19 protein-coding genes and 3 tRNA genes are annotated in these 23,310 nt (G+C 65.7%); 15 read left to right on the forward strand and 7 right to left on the reverse strand.

Translation table 11 applies throughout. The features are described from left to right. Nucleotides 1–21: 21 nt before the first annotated feature. The 3 genes from AC6CR5_RS28190 to maiA are packed head-to-tail and all read left to right on the forward strand — an operon-like array spanning nucleotide 22 to nucleotide 2,176. The gene (locus AC6CR5_RS28190; RefSeq protein WP_006388314.1) at nucleotides 22–498 is read left to right on the forward strand and encodes an FKBP-type peptidyl-prolyl cis-trans isomerase; all 477 of its coding nucleotides are present in this window, start codon (nucleotides 22–24) and stop codon (nucleotides 496–498) included. Next, nucleotides 498–1,481, forward strand: coding sequence for a 4-hydroxy-3-methylbut-2-enyl diphosphate reductase (gene ispH / locus AC6CR5_RS28195; RefSeq protein ID WP_006388315.1), 984 nt, complete (start codon nucleotides 498–500; stop codon nucleotides 1,479–1,481). The genes AC6CR5_RS28190 and ispH overlap by 1 nt, the downstream gene beginning before the upstream one ends. 50 nt (nucleotides 1,482–1,531) lie before the next feature. Next, entirely contained in the window at nucleotides 1,532–2,176 is a 645-nt protein-coding gene (gene maiA, locus AC6CR5_RS28200) for a maleylacetoacetate isomerase (RefSeq protein WP_498085107.1), read from the forward strand. 32 nt (nucleotides 2,177–2,208) lie between these two features. On the opposite strand, the gene AC6CR5_RS28205 is transcribed toward maiA, so the two are convergent. The 4 genes from AC6CR5_RS28205 to AC6CR5_RS28220 form a co-directional block, all read right to left on the reverse strand. Then, nucleotides 2,209–3,675 (reverse strand): DegQ family serine endoprotease, encoded by a 1,467-nt coding sequence (locus AC6CR5_RS28205; RefSeq protein ID WP_026382794.1) that lies wholly within the window; start codon nucleotides 3,673–3,675, stop codon nucleotides 2,209–2,211. Nucleotides 3,676–3,739: 64 nt separating this feature from the next. Continuing rightward, entirely contained in the window at nucleotides 3,740–5,083 is a 1,344-nt protein-coding gene (locus AC6CR5_RS28210; protein ID WP_110059048.1) for an ATP-binding protein, read from the reverse strand. Further along, nucleotides 5,080–5,739 (reverse strand): response regulator, encoded by a 660-nt coding sequence (locus AC6CR5_RS28215; RefSeq protein WP_020924554.1) that lies wholly within the window; start codon nucleotides 5,737–5,739, stop codon nucleotides 5,080–5,082. Before AC6CR5_RS28215 ends, AC6CR5_RS28210 begins: the two co-directional genes overlap by 4 nt. Before the next feature lie 149 nt (nucleotides 5,740–5,888). Continuing rightward, nucleotides 5,889–5,964: transfer RNA gene (locus AC6CR5_RS28220), tRNA-Thr, on the reverse strand. A 211-nt stretch (nucleotides 5,965–6,175) separates the two neighbouring features. On the opposite strand from AC6CR5_RS28220, the gene AC6CR5_RS28225 reads away from it, so the two are divergent. From AC6CR5_RS28225 to AC6CR5_RS28240, 4 genes are all read left to right on the forward strand, one after another. After that, nucleotides 6,176–6,251, forward strand: a tRNA-Asn gene (locus AC6CR5_RS28225). Between the two features lie 191 nt (nucleotides 6,252–6,442). Beyond that, entirely contained in the window at nucleotides 6,443–7,744 is a 1,302-nt protein-coding gene (zigA, locus tag AC6CR5_RS28230) for a zinc metallochaperone GTPase ZigA (protein ID WP_223821540.1), read from the forward strand. Nucleotides 7,745–7,772: 28 nt separating this feature from the next. Further along, nucleotides 7,773–8,780 carry a CobW family GTP-binding protein gene (locus tag AC6CR5_RS28235; RefSeq protein ID WP_020924552.1) on the forward strand — a complete coding sequence of 336 codons (1,008 nt, stop codon included), beginning with the start codon at nucleotides 7,773–7,775 and terminating at the stop codon, nucleotides 8,778–8,780. 295 nt (nucleotides 8,781–9,075) lie between these two features. Continuing rightward, nucleotides 9,076–9,975 (forward strand): LysR family transcriptional regulator, encoded by a 900-nt coding sequence (locus AC6CR5_RS28240; protein ID WP_006388323.1) that lies wholly within the window; start codon nucleotides 9,076–9,078, stop codon nucleotides 9,973–9,975. A gap of 535 nt (nucleotides 9,976–10,510) precedes the next feature. Here the strand turns inward: AC6CR5_RS28240 and AC6CR5_RS28245 are convergent. Both AC6CR5_RS28245 and AC6CR5_RS28250 read right to left on the reverse strand, forming a co-directional pair. Then, on the reverse strand, nucleotides 10,511–10,945 hold the full coding sequence (locus AC6CR5_RS28245) for a hypothetical protein (RefSeq protein WP_150101572.1): 435 nt from the start codon (nucleotides 10,943–10,945) through the stop codon (nucleotides 10,511–10,513). A 2-nt stretch (nucleotides 10,946–10,947) separates the two neighbouring features. Further along, nucleotides 10,948–11,024: transfer RNA gene (locus AC6CR5_RS28250), tRNA-Met, on the reverse strand. A 63-nt stretch (nucleotides 11,025–11,087) separates the two neighbouring features. Here AC6CR5_RS28250 and scpB point away from each other — a divergent pair. The 8 genes from scpB to typA all read left to right on the forward strand — a co-directional run bounded on the left by scpB (nucleotide 11,088) and on the right by typA (nucleotide 22,656). After that, nucleotides 11,088–12,323, forward strand: a complete 1,236-nt coding sequence (gene scpB / locus AC6CR5_RS28255) for an SMC-Scp complex subunit ScpB (protein ID WP_498085108.1) — start codon at nucleotides 11,088–11,090, stop codon at nucleotides 12,321–12,323. A 35-nt stretch (nucleotides 12,324–12,358) separates the two neighbouring features. Next, nucleotides 12,359–14,095, forward strand: a complete 1,737-nt coding sequence (rluB, locus tag AC6CR5_RS28260) for a 23S rRNA pseudouridine(2605) synthase RluB (RefSeq protein WP_498085109.1) — start codon at nucleotides 12,359–12,361, stop codon at nucleotides 14,093–14,095. 403 nt (nucleotides 14,096–14,498) lie between these two features. Beyond that, nucleotides 14,499–15,002, forward strand: coding sequence for a ribosome maturation factor RimP (gene rimP, locus AC6CR5_RS28265; RefSeq protein WP_026383122.1), 504 nt, complete (start codon nucleotides 14,499–14,501; stop codon nucleotides 15,000–15,002). After that, a complete protein-coding gene (gene nusA, locus AC6CR5_RS28270; RefSeq protein WP_006388330.1) occupies nucleotides 14,999–16,477 on the forward strand; it encodes a transcription termination factor NusA in 1,479 nt (492 codons plus the stop codon). Before rimP ends, nusA begins: the two co-directional genes overlap by 4 nt. 92 nt (nucleotides 16,478–16,569) lie before the next feature. Continuing rightward, nucleotides 16,570–19,623, forward strand: coding sequence for a translation initiation factor IF-2 (gene infB, locus AC6CR5_RS28275; protein ID WP_251200391.1), 3,054 nt, complete (start codon nucleotides 16,570–16,572; stop codon nucleotides 19,621–19,623). Between the two features lie 22 nt (nucleotides 19,624–19,645). Continuing rightward, the gene (gene rbfA, locus AC6CR5_RS28280; protein ID WP_006388333.1) at nucleotides 19,646–20,047 is read left to right on the forward strand and encodes a 30S ribosome-binding factor RbfA; all 402 of its coding nucleotides are present in this window, start codon (nucleotides 19,646–19,648) and stop codon (nucleotides 20,045–20,047) included. Nucleotides 20,048–20,086: 39 nt separating this feature from the next. Beyond that, on the forward strand, nucleotides 20,087–20,836 hold the full coding sequence (truB, locus tag AC6CR5_RS28285; protein ID WP_006388334.1) for a tRNA pseudouridine(55) synthase TruB: 750 nt from the start codon (nucleotides 20,087–20,089) through the stop codon (nucleotides 20,834–20,836). Beyond that, nucleotides 20,833–22,656: a translational GTPase TypA gene (typA, locus tag AC6CR5_RS28290; RefSeq protein ID WP_006388335.1), complete on the forward strand. Its 1,824-nt coding sequence runs from the start codon at nucleotides 20,833–20,835 to the stop codon at nucleotides 22,654–22,656. The genes truB and typA overlap by 4 nt, the downstream gene beginning before the upstream one ends. Before the next feature lie 181 nt (nucleotides 22,657–22,837). Here typA and AC6CR5_RS28295 read toward each other — a convergent pair whose 3' ends face one another. Then, nucleotides 22,838–23,230 carry a tautomerase family protein gene (locus AC6CR5_RS28295; RefSeq protein ID WP_006388336.1) on the reverse strand — a complete coding sequence of 131 codons (393 nt, stop codon included), beginning with the start codon at nucleotides 23,228–23,230 and terminating at the stop codon, nucleotides 22,838–22,840. Between the last annotated feature and the right edge of the window lie 80 nt (nucleotides 23,231–23,310).

Here is a 23,310-nt window from a genome sequence, read left to right on the forward strand (position 1 = left end):
GTCTGAATACGGTGGCAGATCTTGAGCATCGCCTCTAACGAAGTGAACGTTTTGGTCCGTCCGGACTCCTACCTGACGCTGCACTACCGCATCACCCTGGCCTCGGGGCCGGGCGAGGGGTCGGTATTCACCGACACCTTCGACGGCCGTCCGGCGACGTTGCAACTGGGTAGCGGCCAGTGGGCCCCCGGCCTGGAAACCGCCTTGCTCGGCAAGGCCGAAGGCGACCGGTTCAGTGTCACGCTCGAGCCGGCCGATGCCTATGGCGAGCGCAACCCCGAACTGATCCAGCGCGTGACGCGCAAGATGCTGGCCGAACACGCCGGCGCGGACGCCACCTTCGAGCCGGGCGACCTGGTCGAATTCGCCGCGCCCAATGGCGGGCGCTACTCGGGCGTTCTGAAGGAAATCAACGAGGAATCGGCGTTGTTCGATTTCAACCACCCGCTTGCGGGCGTCCGTTTGCGAGTCGACGTGGCGCTGCTGGGAGTTCTCTGATGAGCCAGGTTGTCCCCGTCACCGCGGCCGACGCCGAAGTCGTGCTGGCACAGCCGCGCGGCTTCTGTGCCGGCGTCGACCGTGCCATCGACATCGTCGAGCGCGCGCTCGAGTTGCATGGCGCGCCGATCTACGTGCGCCACGAGATCGTCCACAACCGCTACGTGGTCGAGGACCTGCGCGCCAAGGGCGCCATCTTCATCGACGAACTCGACGACGCGCCCACGGGCGCGATCGTGGTGTTCTCCGCCCACGGCGTGTCCAAGGCGGTGCGGGCCGAGGCCGAGGCTCGCGGGCAGCAGGTGTTCGACGCCACTTGTCCGCTGGTGACCAAGGTGCATATCGAGGTGGCCCGCATGCGCGCGGCCGGGCGCGAGATCATCATGATCGGCCACAAGGGCCATCCCGAGGTCGAAGGCACGCTGGGCCAGGCCCAGGGCGGCATGTACCTGGTCGAGACGGTCGAGGACGTGGCCGGGCTGCAGGTGAACGATCCCGAGAACCTGGCCTACGTCACGCAGACGACCCTTTCCGTGGATGACGCGGCGGCGGTATCCAAGGCGCTCAAGGCGCGTTTCCCGAGCATCGTCGAGCCCAAGAAAAGCGATATCTGCTATGCCACCCAGAACCGCCAGGACGCGGTCAAGGTGCTGGCGCCGGAATGCGACCTGGTGCTGGTGGTGGGCAGCCCCAACAGCTCCAACTCCAACCGCCTGCGCGAAGTGGCGGACCGCAAGGGCGTGGCGTCCTACCTGATCGACGGCGCGCATTCCATCGACCCGGCCTGGCTCGAAGGCCGCAAGCGCATCGGCGTGACCGCCGGCGCCTCGGCGCCCGAGATCCTGGTGCAGCAGGTGATCGCGCGGGTCAAGGAACTGGGCGCGGTGTCGGTGCGCACCATGCCGGGCCTGGAAGAGAATGTGGCGTTCCCGTTGCCCAAGGGGCTGTCGCGCAAGGTGGCGCAGACCGAATCGCTGGAATAGGCGCGGCCCCCGTCGCGGGCGCCGCCAAGGACAAGACTCGAGGAGACTTCATGCAGTTGTACAGCTATTTCCGCAGTTCGGCCGCCTATCGCGTGCGCATCGCCCTGAACCTGAAGGGCCTGCCGTACGAATACCTGGCGGTGCACCTGCTGAAGGATGGCGGCCAGCAATTGTCGGCCGACTACCGCAAGGTCAACCCGACTGCGCTGGTGCCGACGCTGGTCGACGGCGACGCGGTCATCGGTCAATCGCTCGCCATCATCGAGTACCTGGAGGAAACGCATCCGCAGGTGCCGCTGCTGCCGGCCGACGCCATTGGCCGGGCGCGCGTGCGCGACCTCGCGCTGGGCATTGCCTGCGATACGCATCCCTTGAACAACCTGCGGGTGTTGAAGTACCTGAAGCATACGCTGGGCGTGGACGAAGCCGCCAAGACGGCCTGGTATCAGCATTGGGTGCGCCAGGGATTGGAAGCCCTGGAAGCGCAACTGGCCGGGTCGTCCGCCACCGGCCAGTTCTGCCATGGCGACACGCCGACCATCGCCGACCTTTGCCTGGTGCCGCAGGTGGCCAACGCGCGCCGCTTCGAATGCGATCTGGCCGCGATGCCCACGGTCGTGCGGATCGATGCCGCCTGCCGCGAGTTGCCGGCGTTCGACGCCGCCGCCCCGGGCAAGCAGCCCGACGCGGAGTAAGGCTGGCGGCCCCGCGAGGGGCCCCGCCAGCCTTAGCCGAGCTGCACCGGCACGAAGATCTTGTCTTCACCGCGCTGCACCAGAAGCGCGACCGTCTTGCCGGCCTTTGACAGCGCATCCTTGACCTGGCTGATGTTGCGCACAGGCTGGCCGTTGAGCGACAACAATACGTCGCCCGGCTGGATGCCCGCCTTGGCGGCCGGGCCGGCCGATTGCTCGATCAACAGTCCCTGCGTGCCCGCCGCTTCCTGCTCCTGGGGCGACAGCGGCCGCAAGGCCAGGCCGAGCTGGCCCTTCTGCACGTCGCGGCTGTCGCCGGCAGCCTGCGTCCGGTCCTTCGGCATGCCGCCGAGCGTGGCCACGACTTCCTTGGGAGCGCCGTTGCGCCACAGATCCAGCGTGATCTTTTCGCCGGGCTTGGCCAGCGTGATCAGCGAGGCCAGGTCGCCCGACGACACGATCGTCTTGCCGTCGATCCTGCGCACCACGTCACCGGGCTGCAGGCCGGCCTTTTCGGCCGCGCTGCCTTTTTCGACGCTGGAAACCAAGGCGCCGGACGGCGTGTCCAGCTTGAACGAATTGGCCAGGTCCTGGTTGACCTCCTGCACCGTCACGCCCAGGCGTGCGTGCTGCACCTTGCCGTGCTCCAGGATCTGGTCCTTGATCTTGTACGCCACGTCGATCGGGATCGAGAACGACAGCCCCTGGAAGCCGCCGGTGCGGCTGTAGATCTGCGAATTGATACCGACGACTTCGCCGCGGTCATTGAACAGCGGTCCGCCCGAATTGCCGGGGTTGACCGCCACATCGGTCTGGATGAATGGCACCGAAGTGTCGTCCGGCAGCGAACGGCCCTTGGCACTGACGATGCCCGCCGTGGCGGTGTTTTCCAGGCCGTAGGGCGAGCCGATGGCCAGCACCCATTCGCCCACCTGCAGCTTGTTGACGTCGCCGATCTTGACCACCGGCAGGTTCCTGGCGTCGATCTTGATGACGGCCACGTCGGTCTGCGTGTCGGCGCCCAGCACCTTGGCGCGGAATTCGCGACGGTCGGTCAGCTTGACGGTCACCTCCTTGGCGCCTTGCACCACGTGGGCGTTGGTGAGGATGATGCCGTCGTTGCTGACGATGAAGCCGGATCCTTCGCCGCGCACCGGCACTTCGCGCGAGGGCATGCCGCCGCGCGCGCCGGGAATCTGCCCGAAGAACTGGGCGAAGGGATCGTCGTCGTCGTCGGACACTTTGCGCGTGCCGCTGATGCTGATGTTGACCACGGCGGGGCCGTAGTCGCGCGTAATCTGGGCAAAGTTGGGGGCGACCATCATGGGGGCGCCCGGCGTGGCGGCGCTGGTGGCCGCGATCTCGGCGGCAGTGGCGGACGGCGCGCTGGCCGCCATCGAAACGCCGCCGAACGTGGCGGCGGCGCCCGCGCCGCCAATCGCGCCGGCGGCCAGCAGCGCCAGCACCAGGCGCGAGGGTTTGATCTGCGAAGTCTTCATGTCGGCTCCTGCGTTCATGTGTGGGGACATGGCGCTATCTTCGGGCCTGACACTTAGGTGAATCTTAAGTCGGGGCGGGGCCGCGCGCAAAGGCGACCCTGGCCCGCAGGCCGCTGCCGCCGGGCGCATCTTCAAGGGTGATGGTCGCGCCGTGGCGTTCGGCGATGGCGCGCGCGATCGCCAGTCCCAGGCCGCTGCCGTGCTGGGTGTTGCCTTCGAGCCGGTAGAAGCGGTCGAACACGCGGGCGCGTTCCCCGGGCGGGATGCCCGGACCGTTGTCGTCGATCAGCAGCAGTGCCTGTCCGGCGGGCGCTTCGAGCCGGATGTCGACATGGCCGCCGGGCGGCGTGTATTTGATCGCATTGTCGAGCAGGTTGCGCGCCAGCAGCACCAGGTCGTCGCGCCGTCCGCGCACCCAGGCTTGCGGCTCGCCATGCATTTGCACATCGATGTCCCTGGCGTTGGCGTCGGCCAGGGTTTCGGACAGGGCCAGCCGCAGGACCTCGGCCAGGTCCACCGGTTCGGGCGCGGCGCGTTCGGCGGCGTTTTCGTGGCGCGCCATGGACAGCAACTGCTCCACCAGCCGCGTGGCGCGCTCGATGCCTGCCGCCAGGCGTTCCTCGGCGACGCGGCGGCTGGCGTCGTCGCCGGCGCGTCGCAGCGATTGCAGTTGCAGTTTCAATGCCGCCAGCGGTGAGCGCAGTTCGTGCGCGGCATCGCCGACGAACTGTTTTTGCAGCGCGAACGCGCCTCGCATCCTCTCCAGCAGCAGGTTCAGTTCCTGCATCAGGGGCCGGATCTCGTCCGGCAGGTCGGGCACGTTGATGGGTGACAGGTCCTCGGGCTGGCGGTCCGCCACCTGGGCCCGCGCGCGCTTGACCGGCCGCAGCGACCAGCTCACCACGCACCAGACGATCAGCATCAGCAGCGGCGCCGCCGCCGCGATCGGCGCCACCGTGCGCCAGGCCAGCGCGCCCGCCATGCGCTTGCGGACGTTCATGTCCTGCGCCACCTGGATCACCTGGAACGGCGTGGCCAGTGAATAGACGCGATAGGTGTTGCCTTCGACCTCGGTGTCGGCGAACCCCAGGACGATCTGGTCGGGCAGGGGGCGGCGCGAACGCGAATTGAACACGCGCACGCCATCCGGCGTCCAGATCTGGATGATCAGGTCGTCGGCCATGGGCGTGGCCGATCCCTGGGCGTGGGCGGGACCCATGCGCAACAGGCCGTCGCCCGTGCCCAGCGACAGCGCGGTGCGCTGCAGCAGCGAGTCAAAGATGTCGTCGGCCTGCTGCAAGGTGCTGCGGTAGCTGATGGCGCCTTGCACCAGCGCGCCGACCGCGATCGCCGCGAGCAGGAAGAACAGCAATCGGGCCCGCAGCGAATAGCTAAGCGGAATGCTCATGTTTTGGGAATGACATAGCCGACGCCTCTGACGTTCTGGATCAGGTTCTGCCCCAGTTTCTTGCGCAGGCCATGAATATAAACCTCAACCGCATTGCTGCTGACGCTGTCCTTCCAGCTGTACAGCTTCTCCTCGAGCTGGGCGCGCGAGAAGATCATGCCGGGCCGCGCGATGAGCGGTTCCAGCACCGCCCATTCACGCGCGGTCAGCGGCACCGGCGTGCCGTCGACCGTGGCGGCGTGGGATTGCGGATCGATGGTGATGCCCTCGTGTTCGAACACCGGCTCGGCGCGGCCCGCGCTGCGGCGGATCAGCGCGCGCATGCGAGCCAGCAGTTCGTCGACGTCATAGGGCTTGACGATGTAGTCGTCGGCGCCGGCATCCAGTCCGGCGATGCGGTCGCTGACGGCGTCGCGCGCCGTGGCGATCAGCACCGGGGTGCGGTCCTTGCGCGCGCGCAGTTCGCGCAACAGCGTCAGTCCATCGCGGCGAGGCAGCCCGAGGTCGAGCAATACGAGGTCGTAGGGATCGGTGCGCAGGGCCAGTTCGGCCGCGTGGCCGTCCTTGACCCAATCGACGGCGTAGTGCTCGGCGCGCAGGCAGTCCAGCACGCTTTCCCCGATCATGGTGTCGTCTTCTACGAGAAGGATGCGCATGATAGTCGTTGCCGTGATGTGTCCAGCGGGTTGGACGCGCGCGGCAAGGCGGGAGTTCCCGCAAGGGAAGTGGCGGGGGGGGGGGGTATCGGGCGGTGGATGCGGCCGGAAATGAAAAAAGCAGCCCGGTCGGGCTGCTTTTTGAATTCTGGTGCCGGCAATAGGAGTCGAACCTACGACCTTCGCATTACGAATGCGCTGCTCTACCAACTGAGCTATGCCGGCAAGACCATTTGCTTCGTTTCCGGCAAGCCAGAACTTCAAGCAAAACATCTTTTTTTTCGCAGTTCATGCCCTGTTTATGGGGCCCGATCTGGAAAGACCGAAATTATATCAGAGTTTTTCTGCGATGGGAAACATGCGGCGCCCCTCCCGCGAAAAAACATCGGATTTGCACACTTCGAATTTTTCCTTCATAATCTCGTTTCTTAGCAGTTCCCCGATAGCTCAGTCGGTAGAGCGACGGACTGTTAATCCGCAGGTCGCTGGTTCGAGCCCAGCTCGGGGAGCCAAAGAATTCAGGGCCACTCACGCAAGTGAGTGGCCCTTTTGGTTTTCCGTGTCGCTACGTGGCGATACGTGTGCGTGACCTTTCCTGCGGCGGTTCATGCCGTGCTGCTCCATTTCGTGTTGCTCCAGTTGCCTCGCTGCGCGTAAGATTTGTTATGTAATAACATTTCTTTTTATGGGTGGCGTCATGCGGATGAAAGATGAGAAGACAGGTGGCGGGTCGGAAGCGGGGCCGGCGGCCGGGACGGGCGAGGCGTCGGTCGAGAAGCTGACTCAGGGTCCGGACGGCGGCGGTCGCCGGCGCGGTCTGCCCGTGACGGTGTTGTCGGGCTTTCTGGGCGCGGGCAAGACCAGCCTGCTCAATCATGTGCTCAATAACCGCGAGGGGAGGCGGGTGGCGGTCATCGTCAACGACATGTCCGAGGTCAATATCGACGCCAGGCTGGTGCGCGAGGGCGGGGCGGCGCTGTCGCGGGCGGACGAGAAGCTGGTGGAAATGAGCAACGGCTGTATCTGCTGTACGTTGCGCGAAGACTTGTTGATCGAGATCCGCCGGCTGGCCGCCGAGGGGCGCTTCGATTATCTCTTGATCGAGTCGACCGGCATCTCGGAGCCGCTGCCGGTCGCCGAAACGTTCACGTTCCGCGACGAGGATGGCGCCAGCCTGTCCGACCTGGCGCGCCTGGACACCATGGTGACGGTCGTGGACGCATTCAATTTCCTGCGCGACTATGCCAGCCATGACAGCCTGGCCGCGCGCGGCGAGACGCTGGGCGACGAGGACGGGCGCACCGTGGTGGATCTGTTGATCGAGCAGGTGGAATTCTGCGACGTGATGGTGCTGAACAAGACCGACCTGGTCGCGGCGGACGAATTGGCGCGGCTCGAGGCCATATTGCGCAAACTCAATCCGCGGGCCGATATCGTGCGGGGCGAATTCGGCCGGGTGCCCTTGGCGCGCGTGCTGGACACCGGGCGCTTCGATTTCGAGGAAGCGGCGCGGGCGCCCGGCTGGCTGAAGGAATTGCGCGGCGAGCATACGCCCGAGACCCAGGAGTATGGCATCGGCAGCTTCGTGTTCCGCGCCCGGCGTCCGTTCCATCCGCAGCGCCTGTGGGATTGGATGCAGCAAGAATGGCCCGGGGTGGTGCGCTCGAAAGGGTATTTCTGGCTGGTGACGCGTCCCGCCTTCGCGGCTTCGTGGTCGCAGGCCGGGCCGGTCACGCGCCATGGCGCGGCAGGATACTGGTGGGCGGCGTTGCCCCGCGAGCGTTGGCCCGATGATGCGGATTCCCGTGCCCGGATCATTGCCGACTGGGATCCTGTCTATGGAGACCGCTGCCAGGAACTGGTGCTGATCGGCATCGGCATGGACCAGGCGGCTCTGGACGCGCGCTTGCGCGCCTGCCTGATGACGCAGGAAGAAATGGCCCGGCCCGCGGCCGAATTGGCTACGATTCGGGATCCATTCCCCATTTGGGGCGCGGCGCAATAGAGAGGGCGGGCGGGAGTCCGTGGCATGGATGGCGGCGGAAGGCGACAAACGCATCGGCGTGACGGTGATTTCGGGATTTCTGGGCAGTGGCAAGACGACGCTGTTGAACCGGCTGTTGCGCGAACCCGCTTATGCCGACGCGGTAGTGATCGTCAATGAGTACGGCGATATAGGCGTCGATCATCACCTGGTCCGCATGGCGCAGGACAATATCGTCTTGATAGAAGGCGGATGCCTTTGCTGCGTGGTCAGCGGCGCAGTGGCCGATACCTTGCGGGAACTGTTCATGCTGGCGCTGAGCCGCCGCATCAAGCCCTTCCGGCGCGTGCTGATCGAAACCAGCGGCCTGGCGGATCCCGCCCCGATCCTGTTCACGCTCAAGCACGATCGTTTCCTGGCCGAGCGCTATGCCTACCAAGGCGCCATCGTGGTGGTGGACGTGCCGCATGGCGCGGCGCACATGGCCGATCAACCCGAGGCGCTGCGGCAATTGGCGTTGGCCGACACGGTCGTGCTGAGTAAATCCGATCTTGCGGATGCGGCGCAGTTGCGTCGCGTCGAACAGGCCGTCGCGACGATCAATCCGGGGGCGCGTCGTTGCGTGCAGCGCAGCGATGCGCCCCTGGCGAGCGCGCTGCTGGAGGGGCCGGATACGCAGGCGCGTCGTGATGGCGCCGATCTGGCCGGATGGCTGCAAGCGTTCGCCAAGCCGATGGCCGGCCGCCATGCGCAGGTCGCGAGCTTCTCGTTGCCGTTGGTCGCGCCGATCGGGCGGGCGGCTTTCCTGGCGGGCGTATCGCGTGTGCAGGAACGGTTCGGGACGGCCTTGCTGCGGATGAAGGGATTGGTGTGCTTCGACGGCGAAATCCTGCCGTGCGAGGTCCATGGCGTACATGGCGAGCTATATCCGATCCGGCCGTTGCCGCAATGGCCGGATGACGAGCGGCTGTCACGGCTGGTCTATATCGTCCGCGGCGTCGACGTGGCGCAAGTGCGTGCCGAAGTCTGCGCCGCGCTGGGGCAGTTTCCCCTCTGATCCCGCGGCTGGATGGGGCGATCGCTGGCGGCGTGGCCGCCGGCCGGGCTTCGCGCCGGAACGGGGATTCTTGCGGTGTGCCGCTACGGCAAGCCGAGGCTTGCGCCAAGGAGCGGATGGCCGGGAAGATCGACGCTTCAGGTTCCGTGCCGGCAGGTCATGGGTCGTGGCGCGCGCAAGCGCGGCGGCGATTGCCAGGGGGGCTTGAAATGGTCTGGTGGTTGCCATTTCAGGTGCTGAAAATGCACGGAAGTACGGTATAACCGCAAAGTCTGGTGCAAGAATCGAGACAATCATGGACCGATTGAAAGCGATGCAGGTATTCGTGGAGGTCGCCGACCGGGGAAGCCTGTCGGCGGCGGCGGTCCATCTGGATATGTCGCGCGCCATGGTGTCGCGCTACCTGGCCGAAATGGAGCAATGGGTGGGCGTGCGCCTGCTGCATCGCACCACCCGGCGCCTGAGCCTGACGCCGGCCGGCGCCGAAACCTTGCCGCGGTGCCGGCAGATGCTTGACATGGTGGGCGACCTGCGCAGTGCGGTGTCCACTCCCGAGGACACGCCGCGGGGGCTGCTGCGCATGACCACCAGCATGTCGTTCGGCTCGCGGCATCTGGCGCGGGTGGTCACCGATTACGTCAAGCTGCATCCGGGTACGTCGGTCGACCTGATGCTGGTCGAGCGGGCGGTCAACCTCGTCGAAGAGCGGGTGGATCTGGCCGTGCGCATCACCAACGACCTGGATCCCAACCTGATTGCCCGCAAGCTGGCCGTGTGCCGTTCGGTCGTCTGCGCGTCGCCCGAATATCTGCAGCGTGAGGGCGAGCCAGCGCGGGTCGAGGACCTGTCCTTGCGCAATTGCCTGACCCACTCCTATTTCGGCAAGAGCCTGTGGCGTTTCGAGCGTGACGGGGTGCCCGTGGACGTGCCTGTCAGCGGCAACATCAGTGCCAATGAGGTGTCGGTGTTGCTGCAGGCGGCCCTGGAGGGCGCGGGCATCGCGATGCTGCCCACTTATTACGCCGCCGAATATGTTGCGCAGGGGCGGCTCAAGGCCATCCTGCCGCAGGCCAGGCCGCAGGAGCTCGGGATTTACGGCGTCTATGCGTCGCGCCGCCAGATGCCCCTGATCCTGCGTTCCATGCTGGACTTCCTGGTCGAAAGGCTGGGGCCGGCGCCATGGGATCAGTCCTAGGAATTGCTGCCGTGGGGGGATTGCCGGGCCGCCTGGGTTGAGGGCAGGGTATATAACGGTATAATTTGATTGCTGCCTCGACAGGCTGAGCGCTGCGCATCAGGGCTTTTGCCAATGTCCGCTAGCATGTAGTCTTAGAAAACATCTAAGAATCGTGGTTCCGATGTGTCGTGGTTCCGGCTGCACGGCTGGACATTGCGGGGTCGGATGCCAGGAGCACCAGGGGAGGCTCGCCGGATTTTCCGGATGACGGTGGCAGGCGCGTGGCGCCAGTGACCGATGCCTGACGATTCAGGTTCTTGATATCGATTGCCGCAATATCGATCGCCGCGAGAAGGCTGCCAGGCGGTGGCGCACCCCGCAGGCTTGTTGGCTCGTTGGCCAGCTTTTTCCAGATTTTGCTTATACGGTTCTTCGTTGACGGATTTACCGCTGACGAATTTGTCCCCGCCCTCGTCGGGGTGTATGCGCAGCCCATCCGGCGCGAACCCGCCCGCGAAACCGCGTAGCGATGGGTACGCGGCTCATGGGGTTGTTATTCGTGGGGCGTCCCGCGATGTGTGGCCGATGATGCGTGGCCGTTGATGTGGCCCGCGATGTGGCCCGCGATGTGGCCGGCGATGTGGTGCTTGGCAGTAACTACAGGATTCTCGTGAGAAATACGCAAACCAGCGCTGTCTGTAGCGGTCCGGCCGATGTGGCGGTCCGGGTGGCTGCGCGGGTCGGTGGCTGTGACGGTGGTTCGCCGGTTCGCCAGGCCCCGGCCCAGGTGGTTCTGGCCGAAGGCGCGCTTGCTCAGGGCGTTTTCGCCCGAGCTGTCTTTACCCGGGGCGCCTTCACTCAAAAACGCATTTTTCCTGACGCGTTTGCCCGGAATATCTTTAACGATTCTTTGGCCGCAATTTTCTTCGGCCACAATTCTTCGGCCGCAAATGAAAAAGGCCCGGCGCATTCGCCAGGCCTTGATCAATTTGGTTGCGGGGGCAGGATTTGAACCTACGACCTTCGGGTTATGAGCCCGACGAGCTGCCAGACTGCTCCACCCCGCGTCTGAGAAAAGAATAATAGCCTTATTTTCAACCTAACGCAAGTTAGCCCTTTTTTGAATTTGAATGTCGATGAACGATAGCGAGGCGATACTCGTGCTGGAAACCGCGCTGCTTTGCGCGGTGCAGCCGATGCAACTGTCCGAAATGCGCAAGCTGTTCGGGGACGATGAACAATTCGACAACAGCGCATTGCGCGCGTTGCTCGGGACCCTGCAGAACAACTGGGCCGATGGCGGGCTGGAACTGGTGCAGCTGGCAACCGGATGGCGGTTTCAAAGCCGTCCCCACATGCAGCGCTACCTGGAACGGCTGAATCCCGAGAAGCCGCCCAAATATTCCCGCGCGGTGATGGAGACGCTGGCCATCGTGGCTTGGCGCCAGCCGGTGACCCGCGGCGACATCGAGGACATTCGCGGGGTAACGGTTTCGTCGAACATCGTGAAGGCATTGGAGGATCGCGGTTGGATCGAGGTGATCGGCCATCGCGATGCGCCGGGACGCCCGGCCCTGTTCGGCACCACGCGCCAGTTCCTCGATGACCTGGGCTTGCGCGCGCTGGATGAACTGCCGGCGCTCGAATCGGCGCATGCCGCCGCAGCCCTGGCTGGCCTGGACCTGGGCGAGGTGCAACAATTGGCGCAGGCCGCCGAAGAGGCCGATGCCGACACGGCTGGCGCGGCCAATGATGCCGGTGCTGTCGATGAATTGGAGGGGGCGGCGCCAGGGCCGGAGGCTGCCGAGTTGCCCGAGGGCGCCGATGGCGAGGCGGCCCAGACCAGTATTCCGGCTGTGGAATTGTCTGTTTCGGACGACGAAGCCACCATCGTGGCGGGCGATAGCGTAGAATCCCGGCTTTCGCGCGCAGAAGAAGACGCGATTCCCGCAGACGATGCCACCGTCCGGGCGCAAGCCGAAAGCTTGTCCGATGCGCCCTCTGCGGACATCGAGGATGCCGGGCGTTTCAATCAAGCCGAAACGCAGGCCGAAACGCCGCTGGTGGATGCCGCCCAAGAGGCGCATGGCGGGTTGTCCGAAAACCCCGCAGACGCTGACGCTTCCGATGCTGCCGCCGAGTCCGGCGTTGCAATCGAAGTTGCCCAGTACGCGGAAAGCGCGAAACCGACCGAACCGATAGACGAGGCTGAACCCCTGGCGCGTGGCGTCGGGTCGTTCGAGACCGATACCGGCCCCGCCGCGGCGGAGTCGACCGAGCCGGATTCGGATCAGCCCGAGGCTGATCGCGAGCCGGAGTCCCCAGATGATGATGCGCCTGCTCCCGGCAGGCCTCCCCAAGTTTGACATTCGGAGCTGTCCCAGTGACAACGAATACAGCAATGCAGGACGACAACCCCCGTCCGGACGACGCCGTTTCCAACGCGCCGGCGGAAGCTTCCGCCGGCCGCGAACCGGCCGCCGAGGGCGAAGCCCGTGGCCGTGGCCGCAAATTGCGCACGCCGTTCCGCCGCCGTCGCGGTGACGCGGCCGCCGAGCAGGCTCCCGCTACCGAAGGGCAGGCCGCGACGGCTGGCCAGGCGGATGCGGCAGATGCCCGTGGCGGCGAGCAGGAAGCCGAGCAGGCGCTGTCGTACCTCGAGACCGCCGACCGCATGGAGCAGCGGTTGGGCAAGTACCTGAACAGCGAAGCCGTCATGCCCAAGCTGCACAAGGTGCTGGCGGATGCGGGCATTGGCTCGCGTCGAGAGATGGAAGAGCTGATCGTCGCCGGCCGTGTATCGGTCAACGGCGAGCCGGCGCACATCGGCCAGCGCGTAGCGCCGAATGACCAAGTGCGGGTCAATGGCAAGCCGATCATGCGGACCAATACCAAGAAGCCGCCGCGCGTGATCCTGTATCACAAGCCGGCGGGTGAAATCGTCAGCCATGACGATCCGGGCGGCCGCGCCAGCGTGTTTGCGCGCCTGCCCAAGCTGCGCACCGGCAAGTGGCTGTCGGTCGGCCGGCTCGATCTGAATACCGAGGGTCTGCTGATCTTCACCACGTCGGGCGACATGGCCAACCGCATCATGCACCCGCGTTACGGCACCGAGCGTGAATACGCCGTGCGTGTGCTGGGCGAGATGGACGAGGCACAGCGTCAATCGCTGGTCGATGGCATCGAGCTGGAAGACGGCGTGGCCGCTTTCGGCGCGCTCGATTACCTGGGTGGCGACGGCAGCAACCGTTGGTATCGGGTGACGCTGCAGGAAGGCCGCAATCGCGAAGTGCGCCGCATGTTCGAGGCGGTTGGTGTAACGGTCAGCCGGCTGATCCGCACCCGCTTTGGCGACGTGGTGTTGCCCCGCACGCTGCGTCGTGGTCGCTGGGAGGAACTGAACGCCTCGCTGGTCACCGCGCTGATGGTGCAGCTCGGGCTGTTGCGTGAAGACGACGAGTCGGGCGGTAACCGCCGCCGCTCCAAGCAACCGCAATCGCATGACAGCGCCTTGCCTCCCGGCTTTGGCACCATGGACCGCAACGGCATGAACGGTGCCCGCATCGGCCGTCGCGGCAAGATCCAGGGTGGCCGTGCGGGCAGCGCTGGCCAGGCGGCGGCGTGTCCCTCCGATCCCTTCGGAACCGGGCTGATGATCGCGGGCGGCTATGCCAATGGGCACCCTCTGGCGGGCGAAGCCAACGGCAATCGCAAGGGCGGCAAGCCCGCTGGCGGTCGCGGCCAGGCGGGCGCGGGTGGCAAGTCCGGCGGACGCGGCGGCAAGGCGGGTGGCGGCAAGGCGCGCGGCGTGCGCGCCGCGGCCGCTGGTTCGGCCGGCGCGCCGGAAGCGACAGTGGGCGCTGGCCGGAAACCGGCGGGCGCCAAGCCTGGCGGCAAGCCGGCAGGCGCGCGCGGCGGCAATGCCGGCCGCGGAAACAAGCCGGCGGGAGCCGGTCGCGCGGGCAACAAGGCCGAGGGCGCGCGCGCCGGCGGCAACAAGGGGCCGGGCGCCGGGGGCAAGCCGCGCGCGGCCCGCGGCGGTTCGGCGCCTCGTGGCGACGACTGGCAGCCGCGTGGCGCCTCGGCCCATGAATCGCGCCTTGGCGTGATGGGCGGCCGAGGCGGCAGGGGGCGTTAAGCCACCCTCGGGGCGGCGTCAGGATGGCGCCGCCGGCCGGATGCGTCCCACTTAACCGTAAGCCCGTGACGAATCAGGCGTTTTTCCAGTTTATCTGGTAAAATCAATGGTTTTCATGGCTTCGCGTTCGTTGCGCGTTCCCTGGTTCGCGCCCCGCTTTTGCTGTCTGGCGCGCCGGAATGCCTGTTTGATGGCATGCATCCTGGCTGTGGCGGTTGGCTCGGCGGGTGTGCAAGCAAATGCGGAATTCGAAGCTGGCGAATGCGTCGCAAGGGCGGCGCGAGCCGAAAATTAGGTCGCAATATAGGGCACTGCCCAGCATTGCTCCTTACGTGCAGTAGGGTGGCGGCTGGGCACTGTGCAATACGGTGGGCTGGGCGTGCAGCCCATTTTTTTTGAGTATATGGCTGATTTATTCGCATTGACCGAAGAGGCACTGGCCGGCATGGACGTCGAACTCGTCGACGTCGAACGTGCCGCGCTGGGCCTTTTGCGCGTCACGATCGATCGGGTCGGCGGTGTGCGCATCGAAGACTGCGAGCAGGTGTCCCGCCAATTGTCGCGGGTGTACGAGGTCGAGAACATCGACTACAAGCGGCTGGAAGTCGGTTCGCCGGGCATTGACCGCCCGTTGCGCAACGAGGCCGAATTCCGTCGCTTCGCGGGCGAACGCATCGAGATCAAGCTGCGCGAGGCATTGGACGGACGCAAGGTCTTCTCCGGCACGTTGACCGTGCCCGAAGACGCGCCCGCGGCTTCGGACGCCGTGGCAGGCATGCACAAGACCGTGTTCGGTCTCGAATTTGAGGCAAAAAAGAACGAAATCCAGGTGTTGAATTTCACGGTCGACGATATCGAGCGTGCAAAACTGGATCCCGTTCTGGATTTCAAGGGCAAAAAGCGATGAGTCGCGAAATTCTTCTGTTGGTCGATGCCTTGGCGCGTGAAAAGAACGTCACGCGTGATGTCGTGTTCGGGGCGCTGGAAAGCGCGCTGGCCTCGGCCATGAAAAAGCGCTTCAAGGATGATGCGGACATTCGTGTTGCCATCGATCGTGAAACCGGTGACCACGAAGGTTTCCGCCGCTGGCTGGTGGTGCCCGACGAAGCGGGCCTGCAGGAACCCGACAAGCAGGAAATGCTGTCGGACGCGGTCGAGATCGTGCCCAACATCCAGGTTGGCGAGTACATCGAGGAACCGCTCGAGCCCATCGAGTTCGGCCGTATCGGCGCCCAGGCCGCCAAGCAGGCGATCCTGCAGAAGATCCGCGACGCCGAGCGCGAACAGGTCCTGAACGACTTCCTGGATCGCGGCGAAACCATCGTGTCCGGCACCATCAAGCGCATGGACAAGGGCGACGCCATCATCGAGACCGGCAAGATCGAAGCGCGCCTGCCGCGTTCGGAAATGATCCCGAAGGAAAACCTGCGGGTCGCCGATCGCGTGCGCGCCTTCGTGTTGCGCGTCGACCACGCCGCCCGTGGCCAGCAGGTGATCCTGTCGCGCACGTCGCCCGAGTTCATCCGCCAGCTGTTCGAGAATGAAGTGCCCGAGATCGAGCAGGGCCTGCTCGAGATCAAGGCAGCCGCTCGCGACGCTGGCGTGCGTGCCAAGATCGCCGTGGTGGCATACGATAAGCGCATCGACCCCATCGGCACCTGCGTGGGCATGCGCGGTTCGCGCGTGACCGCCGTGCGCAATGAATTGGGCGGCGAGCAGGTCGACATCGTGCTGTGGTCGGAAGATCCGGCACAGTTCGTCATCGGCGCCCTGGCCCCGGCCAACGTCGAGTCCATCGTGGTGGACGAAGACAAGCACGCGATGGACGTCGTGGTGGACGAGGAAAACCTGCCCAAGGCGATCGGCGCCAAGGGTCAGAACGTGCGCCTGGCTTCCGAGCTGACCGGCTGGCAGATCAACATCATGACGCCGGAAGAAAGCCTGAACCGCCAGGAAGTCGAGCGTTCGGGCCTGCGCGCCACGTTCATGAACAAGCTGGACGTCGATGAGGAAGTCGCCGACATCCTGATCGACGAAGGTTTCACCGGTATCGAGGAAATCGCCTACGTGCCCATGCAGGAACTGCTGGAGATCGAGGCGTTCGACGAAGACACCATCAACGAGTTGCGCGCCCGTGCCCGCAATGCGCTGCTGACCGAGGCCATCGCCCAGGAAGAGCGTCTTGAAACGGCCCAGGATCTGCTCGAACTCGAAGGCGTGACGCCGGAACTGGCCGCCAAGCTGGCCGAGCGTCAAGTGCATACGCGTGATGATCTGGCCGAATTGGCGACGGACGAGCTGGCGGAAATCGCCGGCCTGACCGAGCAGGAAGCCAGCGACCTCATCATGCGTGCCCGCGCCCATTGGTTTGACGAAGAATAACCAAAAGGACACGGGTCTGCGGCGGATGGCCGTCAAGTCCGCCGCAAGTTCACGTTGTTTGTAATAGCTGCATATAGGGAAGAGAGAGCCTAATGTCGAGTAACACCGTCGCCCAGTTCGCTACCGAGCTGAAAATGCCTGCCAATGTGCTGCTGGAACAGCTGCGCTCGGCCGGCGTTGACCTCAAATCGGTGGACGATTCCGTCACCGACAGCGACAAGGCGAAATTGCTCGAATCGCTGCGCCGCGCCCACGGCGCGACCGAAGGCAAGAAGATCACCCTGACGCGCCGCCAGACCTCCGAGATCCGCCAGGCCGATGCCACCGGTCGCTCGCGCACCATCCAGGTCGAGGTCCGCAAGAAGCGCGTGTTCGTCAAGCGTGATCCCTCCGAACTGGCCCTGGAGCAGGCCGCCGCCGCTCGCGCCGAAGAGGAAGCGGGCGCGGAAGAAGCCGCGCAGGTGTCCGCGCCGGCCGCGCCCGAAGTGACGGCGCCGGTCGAGCCGCGCGAAGCCACGCCGGTCCAGGCCCCCGCTCCGGCTCCGGCGCAGGAACCCGTTGCTGTAGAAGCGCCCGCGCCGGTGGAAGCGCCCGCGCCTGTTGAACCCGTCGCGGCCGAAGTGCCCGCCCCCGTTGCGGCCCCCGCCGCCGAAGTCCAGGCCCAGCCTGAACCGGAACCGACGCCGGCGCCCGCTCCTGCCGAGCCCGTGGCCGAAGAGGCCAAGCCCGAAGTCAAGACTGAATCCACCGAGCCCAAGGCTGAAGAAGCCAAGCCGGAACCCGTTGTGCTAGCCAATAAGTCCGAACCATCGTCCTCCCAGGCCGCCGCGCCTGTTGTCGCCCAGGTCCCGCCTGCGGCGAAGTCCGAACCCGCCAAGTCCGCCGCCAAGCCGGTCGAGGCCGCCGCGCCCGCCGCCAAGGTTGGCAACCGTGCCGACAACCGCCGCGCCGGCCCGCCGCTCGCCGCCTCCGCCACTGGCGCCGGCCGCGATGAGGCCCGCCGCGCCGCCGAGGCCGAAGCCGCCGCGTTGCGCGAAATGTTGAACCGCCCGCGCAAGGTGCTGCGCGCACCCGAACCGGAAGCGCCCGCCGCGGCAGCCGCGCCGATTTCGGGCACGCTGCACAAGCCGGCCGGCAAGGGGGCCGCGGGTCCTGGCGCCAAGAAGGACGCCAAGCCCGCCGCGCCTGGCACCAAGAAGACCATCAAGACGGCCGAAGTCGCCTCGACCTGGTCGGATGACGCCTCGCGCAAGAAGCCGGCCGACAAGCCGGCGGCGCCGGCCAGCCGCGACGGCTGGCGTGCCGGCGGCAAGGGCGGTGGCAAGGGTGGCGGCCGTGGTGGCCGCAACCAGCAGAATGATCGCCGCAACGAGCCGGCGCCGCAGGAATTCATCGCGCGCGAAGTGCACGTGCCGGAAACCATCAGCGTGGCCGACCTGGCCCACAAGATGTCCGTCAAGGCCGCCGAAGTCATCAAGCAATTGATGAAGCTGGGCCAGATGGTCACCATCAACCAGGTGCTGGACCAGGAAACCGCCATGATCGTGGTCGAGGAACTGGGCCACGTGGCGATCGCCGCCAAGCTCGATGACCCGGAAGCCTTCCTGGACGAAACCGCCAGCGTGTCGGAAGCCGAACAGCTGCCGCGCGCTCCGGTCGTGACCGTGATGGGCCACGTCGACCACGGCAAGACCTCGCTGCTGGACTACATCCGCCGCGCCAAGGTTGCCGCGGGCGAAGCCGGCGGCATTACGCAGCACATCGGCGCCTACCACGTGGAAACCGAGCGTGGCATGGTGACCTTCCTGGATACCCCGGGCCACGAGGCGTTCACCGCCATGCGTGCCCGTGGCGCCAAGGCCACCGACATCGTCATCCTGGTCTGCGCGGCCGACGACGGCGTGATGCCGCAGACGCGCGAAGCCATCCACCATGCCAAGGCCGCCGGCGTGCCGATGGTGGTGGCCATGACCAAGATCGACAAGCCCAGCGCCAACCCCGAGCGCGTCAAGCAGGAGCTGGTCGCCGAGGAAGTGGTGCCGGAAGAATACGGCGGCGACGTGCCGTTCGTGCCGGTGTCGGCCAAGACCGGCGAGGGCATCGACGCTCTGCTCGAGAACGTGCTGCTGCAGGCCGAACTGCTGGAACTGAAGGCGCCGGTGGACGCGCCCGCCAAGGGCCTGGTGATCGAAGCCCGCCTGGACAAGGGCCGCGGCCCCGTCGCGACCATCCTGGTCCAGAGCGGCACGCTGCACCGTGGCGACGTGGTGCTGGCTGGCGCCAGCTTCGGCCGCGTGCGTGCCATGCTCGACGAGAACGGCAAGCCGATCCAGGCCGCCGGTCCGTCGATCCCGGTGGAAATCCAGGGCCTGACCGAAGTGCCGGCCGCCGGCGACGAGCTGATGGTGCTGTCAGACGAGCGCAAGGCGCGCGAGATCGCGCTGTTCCGCCAGGGCAAGTTCCGCGACGTCAAGCTGGCGCGCCAGCAGGCCGCCAAGCTGGAGTCGATGTTCGACAACCTGGGCGAAGGCACCCAGACCCTGGCGCTGATCGTCAAGACCGACGTCCAGGGTTCGCAGGAAGCGCTGGTGCAGTCGCTGACCAAGCTGTCGACCGACGAAGTGCGCGTGCAAGTGGTGCACGCGGCCGTGGGCGGCATCTCGGAAAGCGACATCAACCTGGCGATCGCCTCGAACGCCGTGGTGATCGGCTTCAACGTCCGCGCCGAAGCGAGCGCCAAGAAGCTGGCCGAGACCAACGGCATCGACGTGCGCTACTACAACATCATCTACGACGCCGTGGACGAGGTGAAGGCAGCCATGTCGGGCATGTTGGCGCCCGAGAAGAAGGAAGAGATCATCGGCCTGGTCGAGATCCGCGAGGTCTACAGCATCTCCCGCATCGGCAACATCGCCGGTTGCATGGTGCTCGACGGCCTGGTGCGTCGCGATTCGCAGGTCCGCCTGCTGCGCAACAACGTGGTCCAGTGGACCGGCCAGCTCGATTCGCTGCGCCGCTTCAAGGACGACGTCAAGGAAGTCAAGTCGGGCTTCGATTGCGGTCTTACGCTGCGCGGCAACAACGACATCCAGGTGGGCGACCAGCTGGAAGTCTTTGAAATCAAGGAAATCGCGCGTACGCTGTAAAGCGTCGCGAGGCATTGCTTCCATGAGCCGTCACAAGTCCAAAGCCATCCCCGGCCGCAATCTGCGGCTGGCCGACCAGATCCAGAAGGATCTGGCCGGGATCATCCAGCGCGAGATCGACACGACCCGCGCTGGCTTGATCACGCTCTCCGGTGTGGAACTGTCGACCGACTACGCGCATGCCAAGGTGTATTTCACGGTCCTGGGCGCCGAGCCCGAGGCCGCGACCGCCTTGCTGAACGAGAAGGCCGGCTGGCTGCATTCCCAGCTGTACAAGCTGCTGCACATTCATACTGTCCCCACTTTGCGCTTCTTCCACGACGAGCAGATTGCCCGTGGTATCGAAATGTCGATCCTCATCGACCGCGCAAACCGGCCCGGCCCGCACTCGGGCGTGCCCGACGAACCTGAAGACCAGTCCTGATCGGGCTGTCGTCACTGCTTTAATTTCCGGATTCCGACGATGGCTAAACGACGCGGGCTTGCGCTCGACGGTGTGCTGTTGCTCGACAAACCCGTAGGTTTGTCGAGCAACCACGCCTTGCAACGCGCCAAGCGTGCCATGGACGCGGCGAAGGCCGGCCATACCGGCACCCTCGACCCCTTTGCCACCGGCCTGCTGGTGTGCTGCATGGGCCGGGCAACCAAGATTTCCGGCGCGATGCTTGACGCCGACAAGGCCTACCGCGCTACGCTGCAATTTGGCGAGGAAACCGATTCCGGCGACCTGACCGGCAACGTGGTGGCCACCGCCGCGCCCGGTTTCGTGGTCGAGGAACAGGCGCTGCGCGACGCGCTGTCACGTTTCTCGGGCACGATCGAGCAGATTCCGCCCATGTATTCGGCGCTCAAGCGCGACGGCAAGCCGCTGTACGAATACGCGCGGGCCGGCATCGAGTTGGAACGCCCGCCGCGGCAGATTACGATTTACCGCATCGAGCTGCTGTCCCTGAACGGGACGCAGGCAGAGATCGATGTGGCTTGCAGTAAAGGCACATACATCCGGACGCTGGCCCAGGACATCGGGCGCGCGCTGGGCTGTTACGCCCACCTGGCGGCGCTGCGGCGCACGCACGTCGGGCCATTTTCTCTGGAACGCGCCGTTGCGCTGGATGCCTTGCAGGCGATGCCAGACCCCAAGCAGGCATTGCTTGCACTGAACGAATTGCCGGCGGGCTTGCTGCCCGCCACCACCTTAAAGGACTCGCTATGACTCGCGCCTTGCGCAACGTCGCCATCATCGCCCACGTGGACCACGGTAAAACCACCCTGGTCGACCAGCTGCTGCGCCAATCCGGCACCTTCCGCGAAAACCAGGCGCTGACCGAACGGGTCATGGACTCGAACGACCTGGAAAAAGAACGCGGCATCACGATTCTGGCCAAGAACTGTGCCGTTGAATACGAAGGCACGCACATCAACATCGTCGACACCCCGGGGCACGCGGACTTCGGTGGCGAAGTCGAGCGCGTGCTGTCGATGGTCGACGGCGTGCTGCTGCTGGTCGATGCCGTCGAAGGCCCGATGCCGCAGACCATCTTCGTGACCCGCAAGGCGCTGGCCCTGGGCCTGAAGCCCATCGTGGTGGTCAACAAGGTCGACCGGCCGGGCGCCCGCACCGATTTCGTCATCAACGCCACCTTCGACCTGTTCGACAAGCTGGGCGCGACCGACGAGCAACTGGACTTCCCGGTGGTGTACGCCTCGGGCCTGTCCGGCTACGCCGGCCTGACGCCGGACGTGCGCGAAGGCGACATGCGCCCGCTGTTCGAAGCCATCCTGCAGCACGTGCCGCAGCGCGACGACGATCCCAACGGCCCGCTGCAGATGCAGATCATCTCGCTGGACTACAACAGCTACGTCGGCAAGATCGGCGTGGGCCGCATCAACCGCGGCCGCATGCGTCCCGGCATGGAAGTGGCCTACAAGTTCGGTCCCGAGGGCCAGGGCGGCCGCGGCCGCATCAACCAGGTGCTGAAGTTCCACGGCCTGGAGCGCATCGTGGTGGATGAAGCCGAAGCCGGCGACATCGTGCTGATCAACGGTATCGAAGACCTGGGCATCGGCTGCACCGTGACCGACCCCGTGACGCAGGACGTGCTGCCGATGCTGCGCATCGACGAGCCGACGCTGACCATGAACTTCATGGTCAATACCTCGCCGCTGGCGGGCCGTGAAGGCAAGTTCGTCACCAGCCGCCAACTGCGCGACCGCCTGGACCGCGAGCTGAAGTCGAACGTGGCGCTGCGCGTGCGCGACACCGGCGACGACACCGTGTTCGAAGTGTCGGGCCGCGGCGAACTGCACCTGACCATCCTGCTGGAAACGATGCGCCGCGAAGGCTACGAGCTGGCCGTGTCGCGTCCGCGCGTGGTGTTCAAGGAAGTCGACGGCGTCAAGTGCGAGCCGTTCGAGTCGCTGACCATCGACGTCGAAGACGCCCACCAGGGCGGCGTGATGGAAGAACTGGGCCGCCGCAAGGGCGACCTGCAGGACATGCAGCCGGACGGCCGTGGCCGCACCCGCCTGGAATACCTGATTCCGGCCCGTGGCCTGATCGGTTTCCAGAACGAGTTCCTGACGCTGACGCGCGGCACCGGCCTGATGAGCCACATCTTCCACGAATACGCGCCCATCAAGGAAGGCTCGATCGGCGAGCGCCGCAACGGCGTGCTGATCAGCCAGGACAACGGCGACGCCGTGGCCTACGCGCTGTGGAAGCTGCAGGATCGCGGCCGCATGTTCGTGAACCCGGGCGATGCGCTGTACGAAGGCATGATCATCGGCATCCACAGCCGTGACAACGACCTGGTCGTGAACCCGATCAAGGGCAAGCAGCTGACCAACGTGCGCGCCTCGGGCACCGACGAAGCCGTGCGCCTGGTGCCGCCGATCCAGATGTCGCTGGAGTACGCCGTGGAATTCATCGACGACGACGAACTGGTGGAAATCACGCCCAAGTCGATCCGTCTGCGCAAGCGCTACCTGCAGGAAAACGAGCGCAAGCGCGCCGCGCGCGAATCCGCCGTGTAAGGCGGGGCGGGGTTCAGGCCCCGCGCGCCTGGCAATCGGAAAGCCGCACACCCTTCGGGGTGCGCGGCTTTTTTTCATTCGTGGCCGCGGGCTTGCCTGCGGCGCTGTTCAAGCGGTCGACGGCCCACACGCTGCCGACCACGCGGCGCAGCGGCCGCCGCCCGTGCGCCGGCACGCGGGCTCAGGCGTGCTGGTGCCGGTATTCCTGCGTCTTGCCGCCATAGCCATAGGCGGCCGCGCGCGCGTCGATTACATGCACGTAGGAACATTCGTGCAGCTCGCCGAGGATCTCGCCGAAGGCTGCGTAGATCTCCTGGATGAAGCGCGCCTTCTCGGCCTTGGTATTGGTCTCGTCGGTGACGCTGATGTCCAGGTGGAAGGCGTTCCTGCCCAGTTCCGACAAGGGGCGCCCGCCGATGAACCATTGGTCCAGCGGAATGTGCTGCAGCGTGATGGCGATGACCGGCAGCTTCTTGCCGAGCACCGACTGGGTCAGGCTGGCGACCGAATCGACGATGCGGCGGTTGCGCGCGGCGTCGGGCTGGCCGGATACGTGGACGACGATGTGGGGCATGACAGGCTCCTTGGGTGAGGGGAATGGAGCCAGTGTAGGGACGGCATTGACATCGGAAAAGCGGGAATTTACGATTTCTT

Source organism: Achromobacter sp. EG18 (assembly GCF_059759395.1).

What these genes read in the sequence shown, in the direction of transcription:
- ispH (WP_006388315.1), top strand. Translation starts at nt 498, where the DNA reads ATGAGCCAGGTTGTCCCCGTCACCGCGGCCGACGCCGAAGTCGTGCTG.
- maiA (WP_498085107.1), top strand. Translation starts at nt 1,532, where the DNA reads ATGCAGTTGTACAGCTATTTCCGCAGTTCGGCCGCCTATCGCGTGCGC.
- AC6CR5_RS28205 (WP_026382794.1), bottom strand. Translation starts at nt 3,675, where the DNA reads ATGAAGACTTCGCAGATCAAACCCTCGCGCCTGGTGCTGGCGCTGCTG.
- AC6CR5_RS28210 (WP_110059048.1), bottom strand. Translation starts at nt 5,083, where the DNA reads ATGAGCATTCCGCTTAGCTATTCGCTGCGGGCCCGATTGCTGTTCTTC.
- AC6CR5_RS28215 (WP_020924554.1), bottom strand. Translation starts at nt 5,739, where the DNA reads ATGCGCATCCTTCTCGTAGAAGACGACACCATGATCGGGGAAAGCGTG.
- zigA (WP_223821540.1), top strand. Translation starts at nt 6,443, where the DNA reads ATGAAAGATGAGAAGACAGGTGGCGGGTCGGAAGCGGGGCCGGCGGCC.
- AC6CR5_RS28235 (WP_020924552.1), top strand. Translation starts at nt 7,773, where the DNA reads ATGGCGGCGGAAGGCGACAAACGCATCGGCGTGACGGTGATTTCGGGA.
- AC6CR5_RS28240 (WP_006388323.1), top strand. Translation starts at nt 9,076, where the DNA reads ATGGACCGATTGAAAGCGATGCAGGTATTCGTGGAGGTCGCCGACCGG.
- scpB (WP_498085108.1), top strand. Translation starts at nt 11,088, where the DNA reads ATGTCGATGAACGATAGCGAGGCGATACTCGTGCTGGAAACCGCGCTG.
- rluB (WP_498085109.1), top strand. Translation starts at nt 12,359, where the DNA reads ATGCAGGACGACAACCCCCGTCCGGACGACGCCGTTTCCAACGCGCCG.
- rimP (WP_026383122.1), top strand. Translation starts at nt 14,499, where the DNA reads ATGGCTGATTTATTCGCATTGACCGAAGAGGCACTGGCCGGCATGGAC.
- nusA (WP_006388330.1), top strand. Translation starts at nt 14,999, where the DNA reads ATGAGTCGCGAAATTCTTCTGTTGGTCGATGCCTTGGCGCGTGAAAAG.
- infB (WP_251200391.1), top strand. Translation starts at nt 16,570, where the DNA reads ATGTCGAGTAACACCGTCGCCCAGTTCGCTACCGAGCTGAAAATGCCT.
- rbfA (WP_006388333.1), top strand. Translation starts at nt 19,646, where the DNA reads ATGAGCCGTCACAAGTCCAAAGCCATCCCCGGCCGCAATCTGCGGCTG.
- truB (WP_006388334.1), top strand. Translation starts at nt 20,087, where the DNA reads ATGGCTAAACGACGCGGGCTTGCGCTCGACGGTGTGCTGTTGCTCGAC.
- typA (WP_006388335.1), top strand. Translation starts at nt 20,833, where the DNA reads ATGACTCGCGCCTTGCGCAACGTCGCCATCATCGCCCACGTGGACCAC.
- AC6CR5_RS28295 (WP_006388336.1), bottom strand. Translation starts at nt 23,230, where the DNA reads ATGCCCCACATCGTCGTCCACGTATCCGGCCAGCCCGACGCCGCGCGC.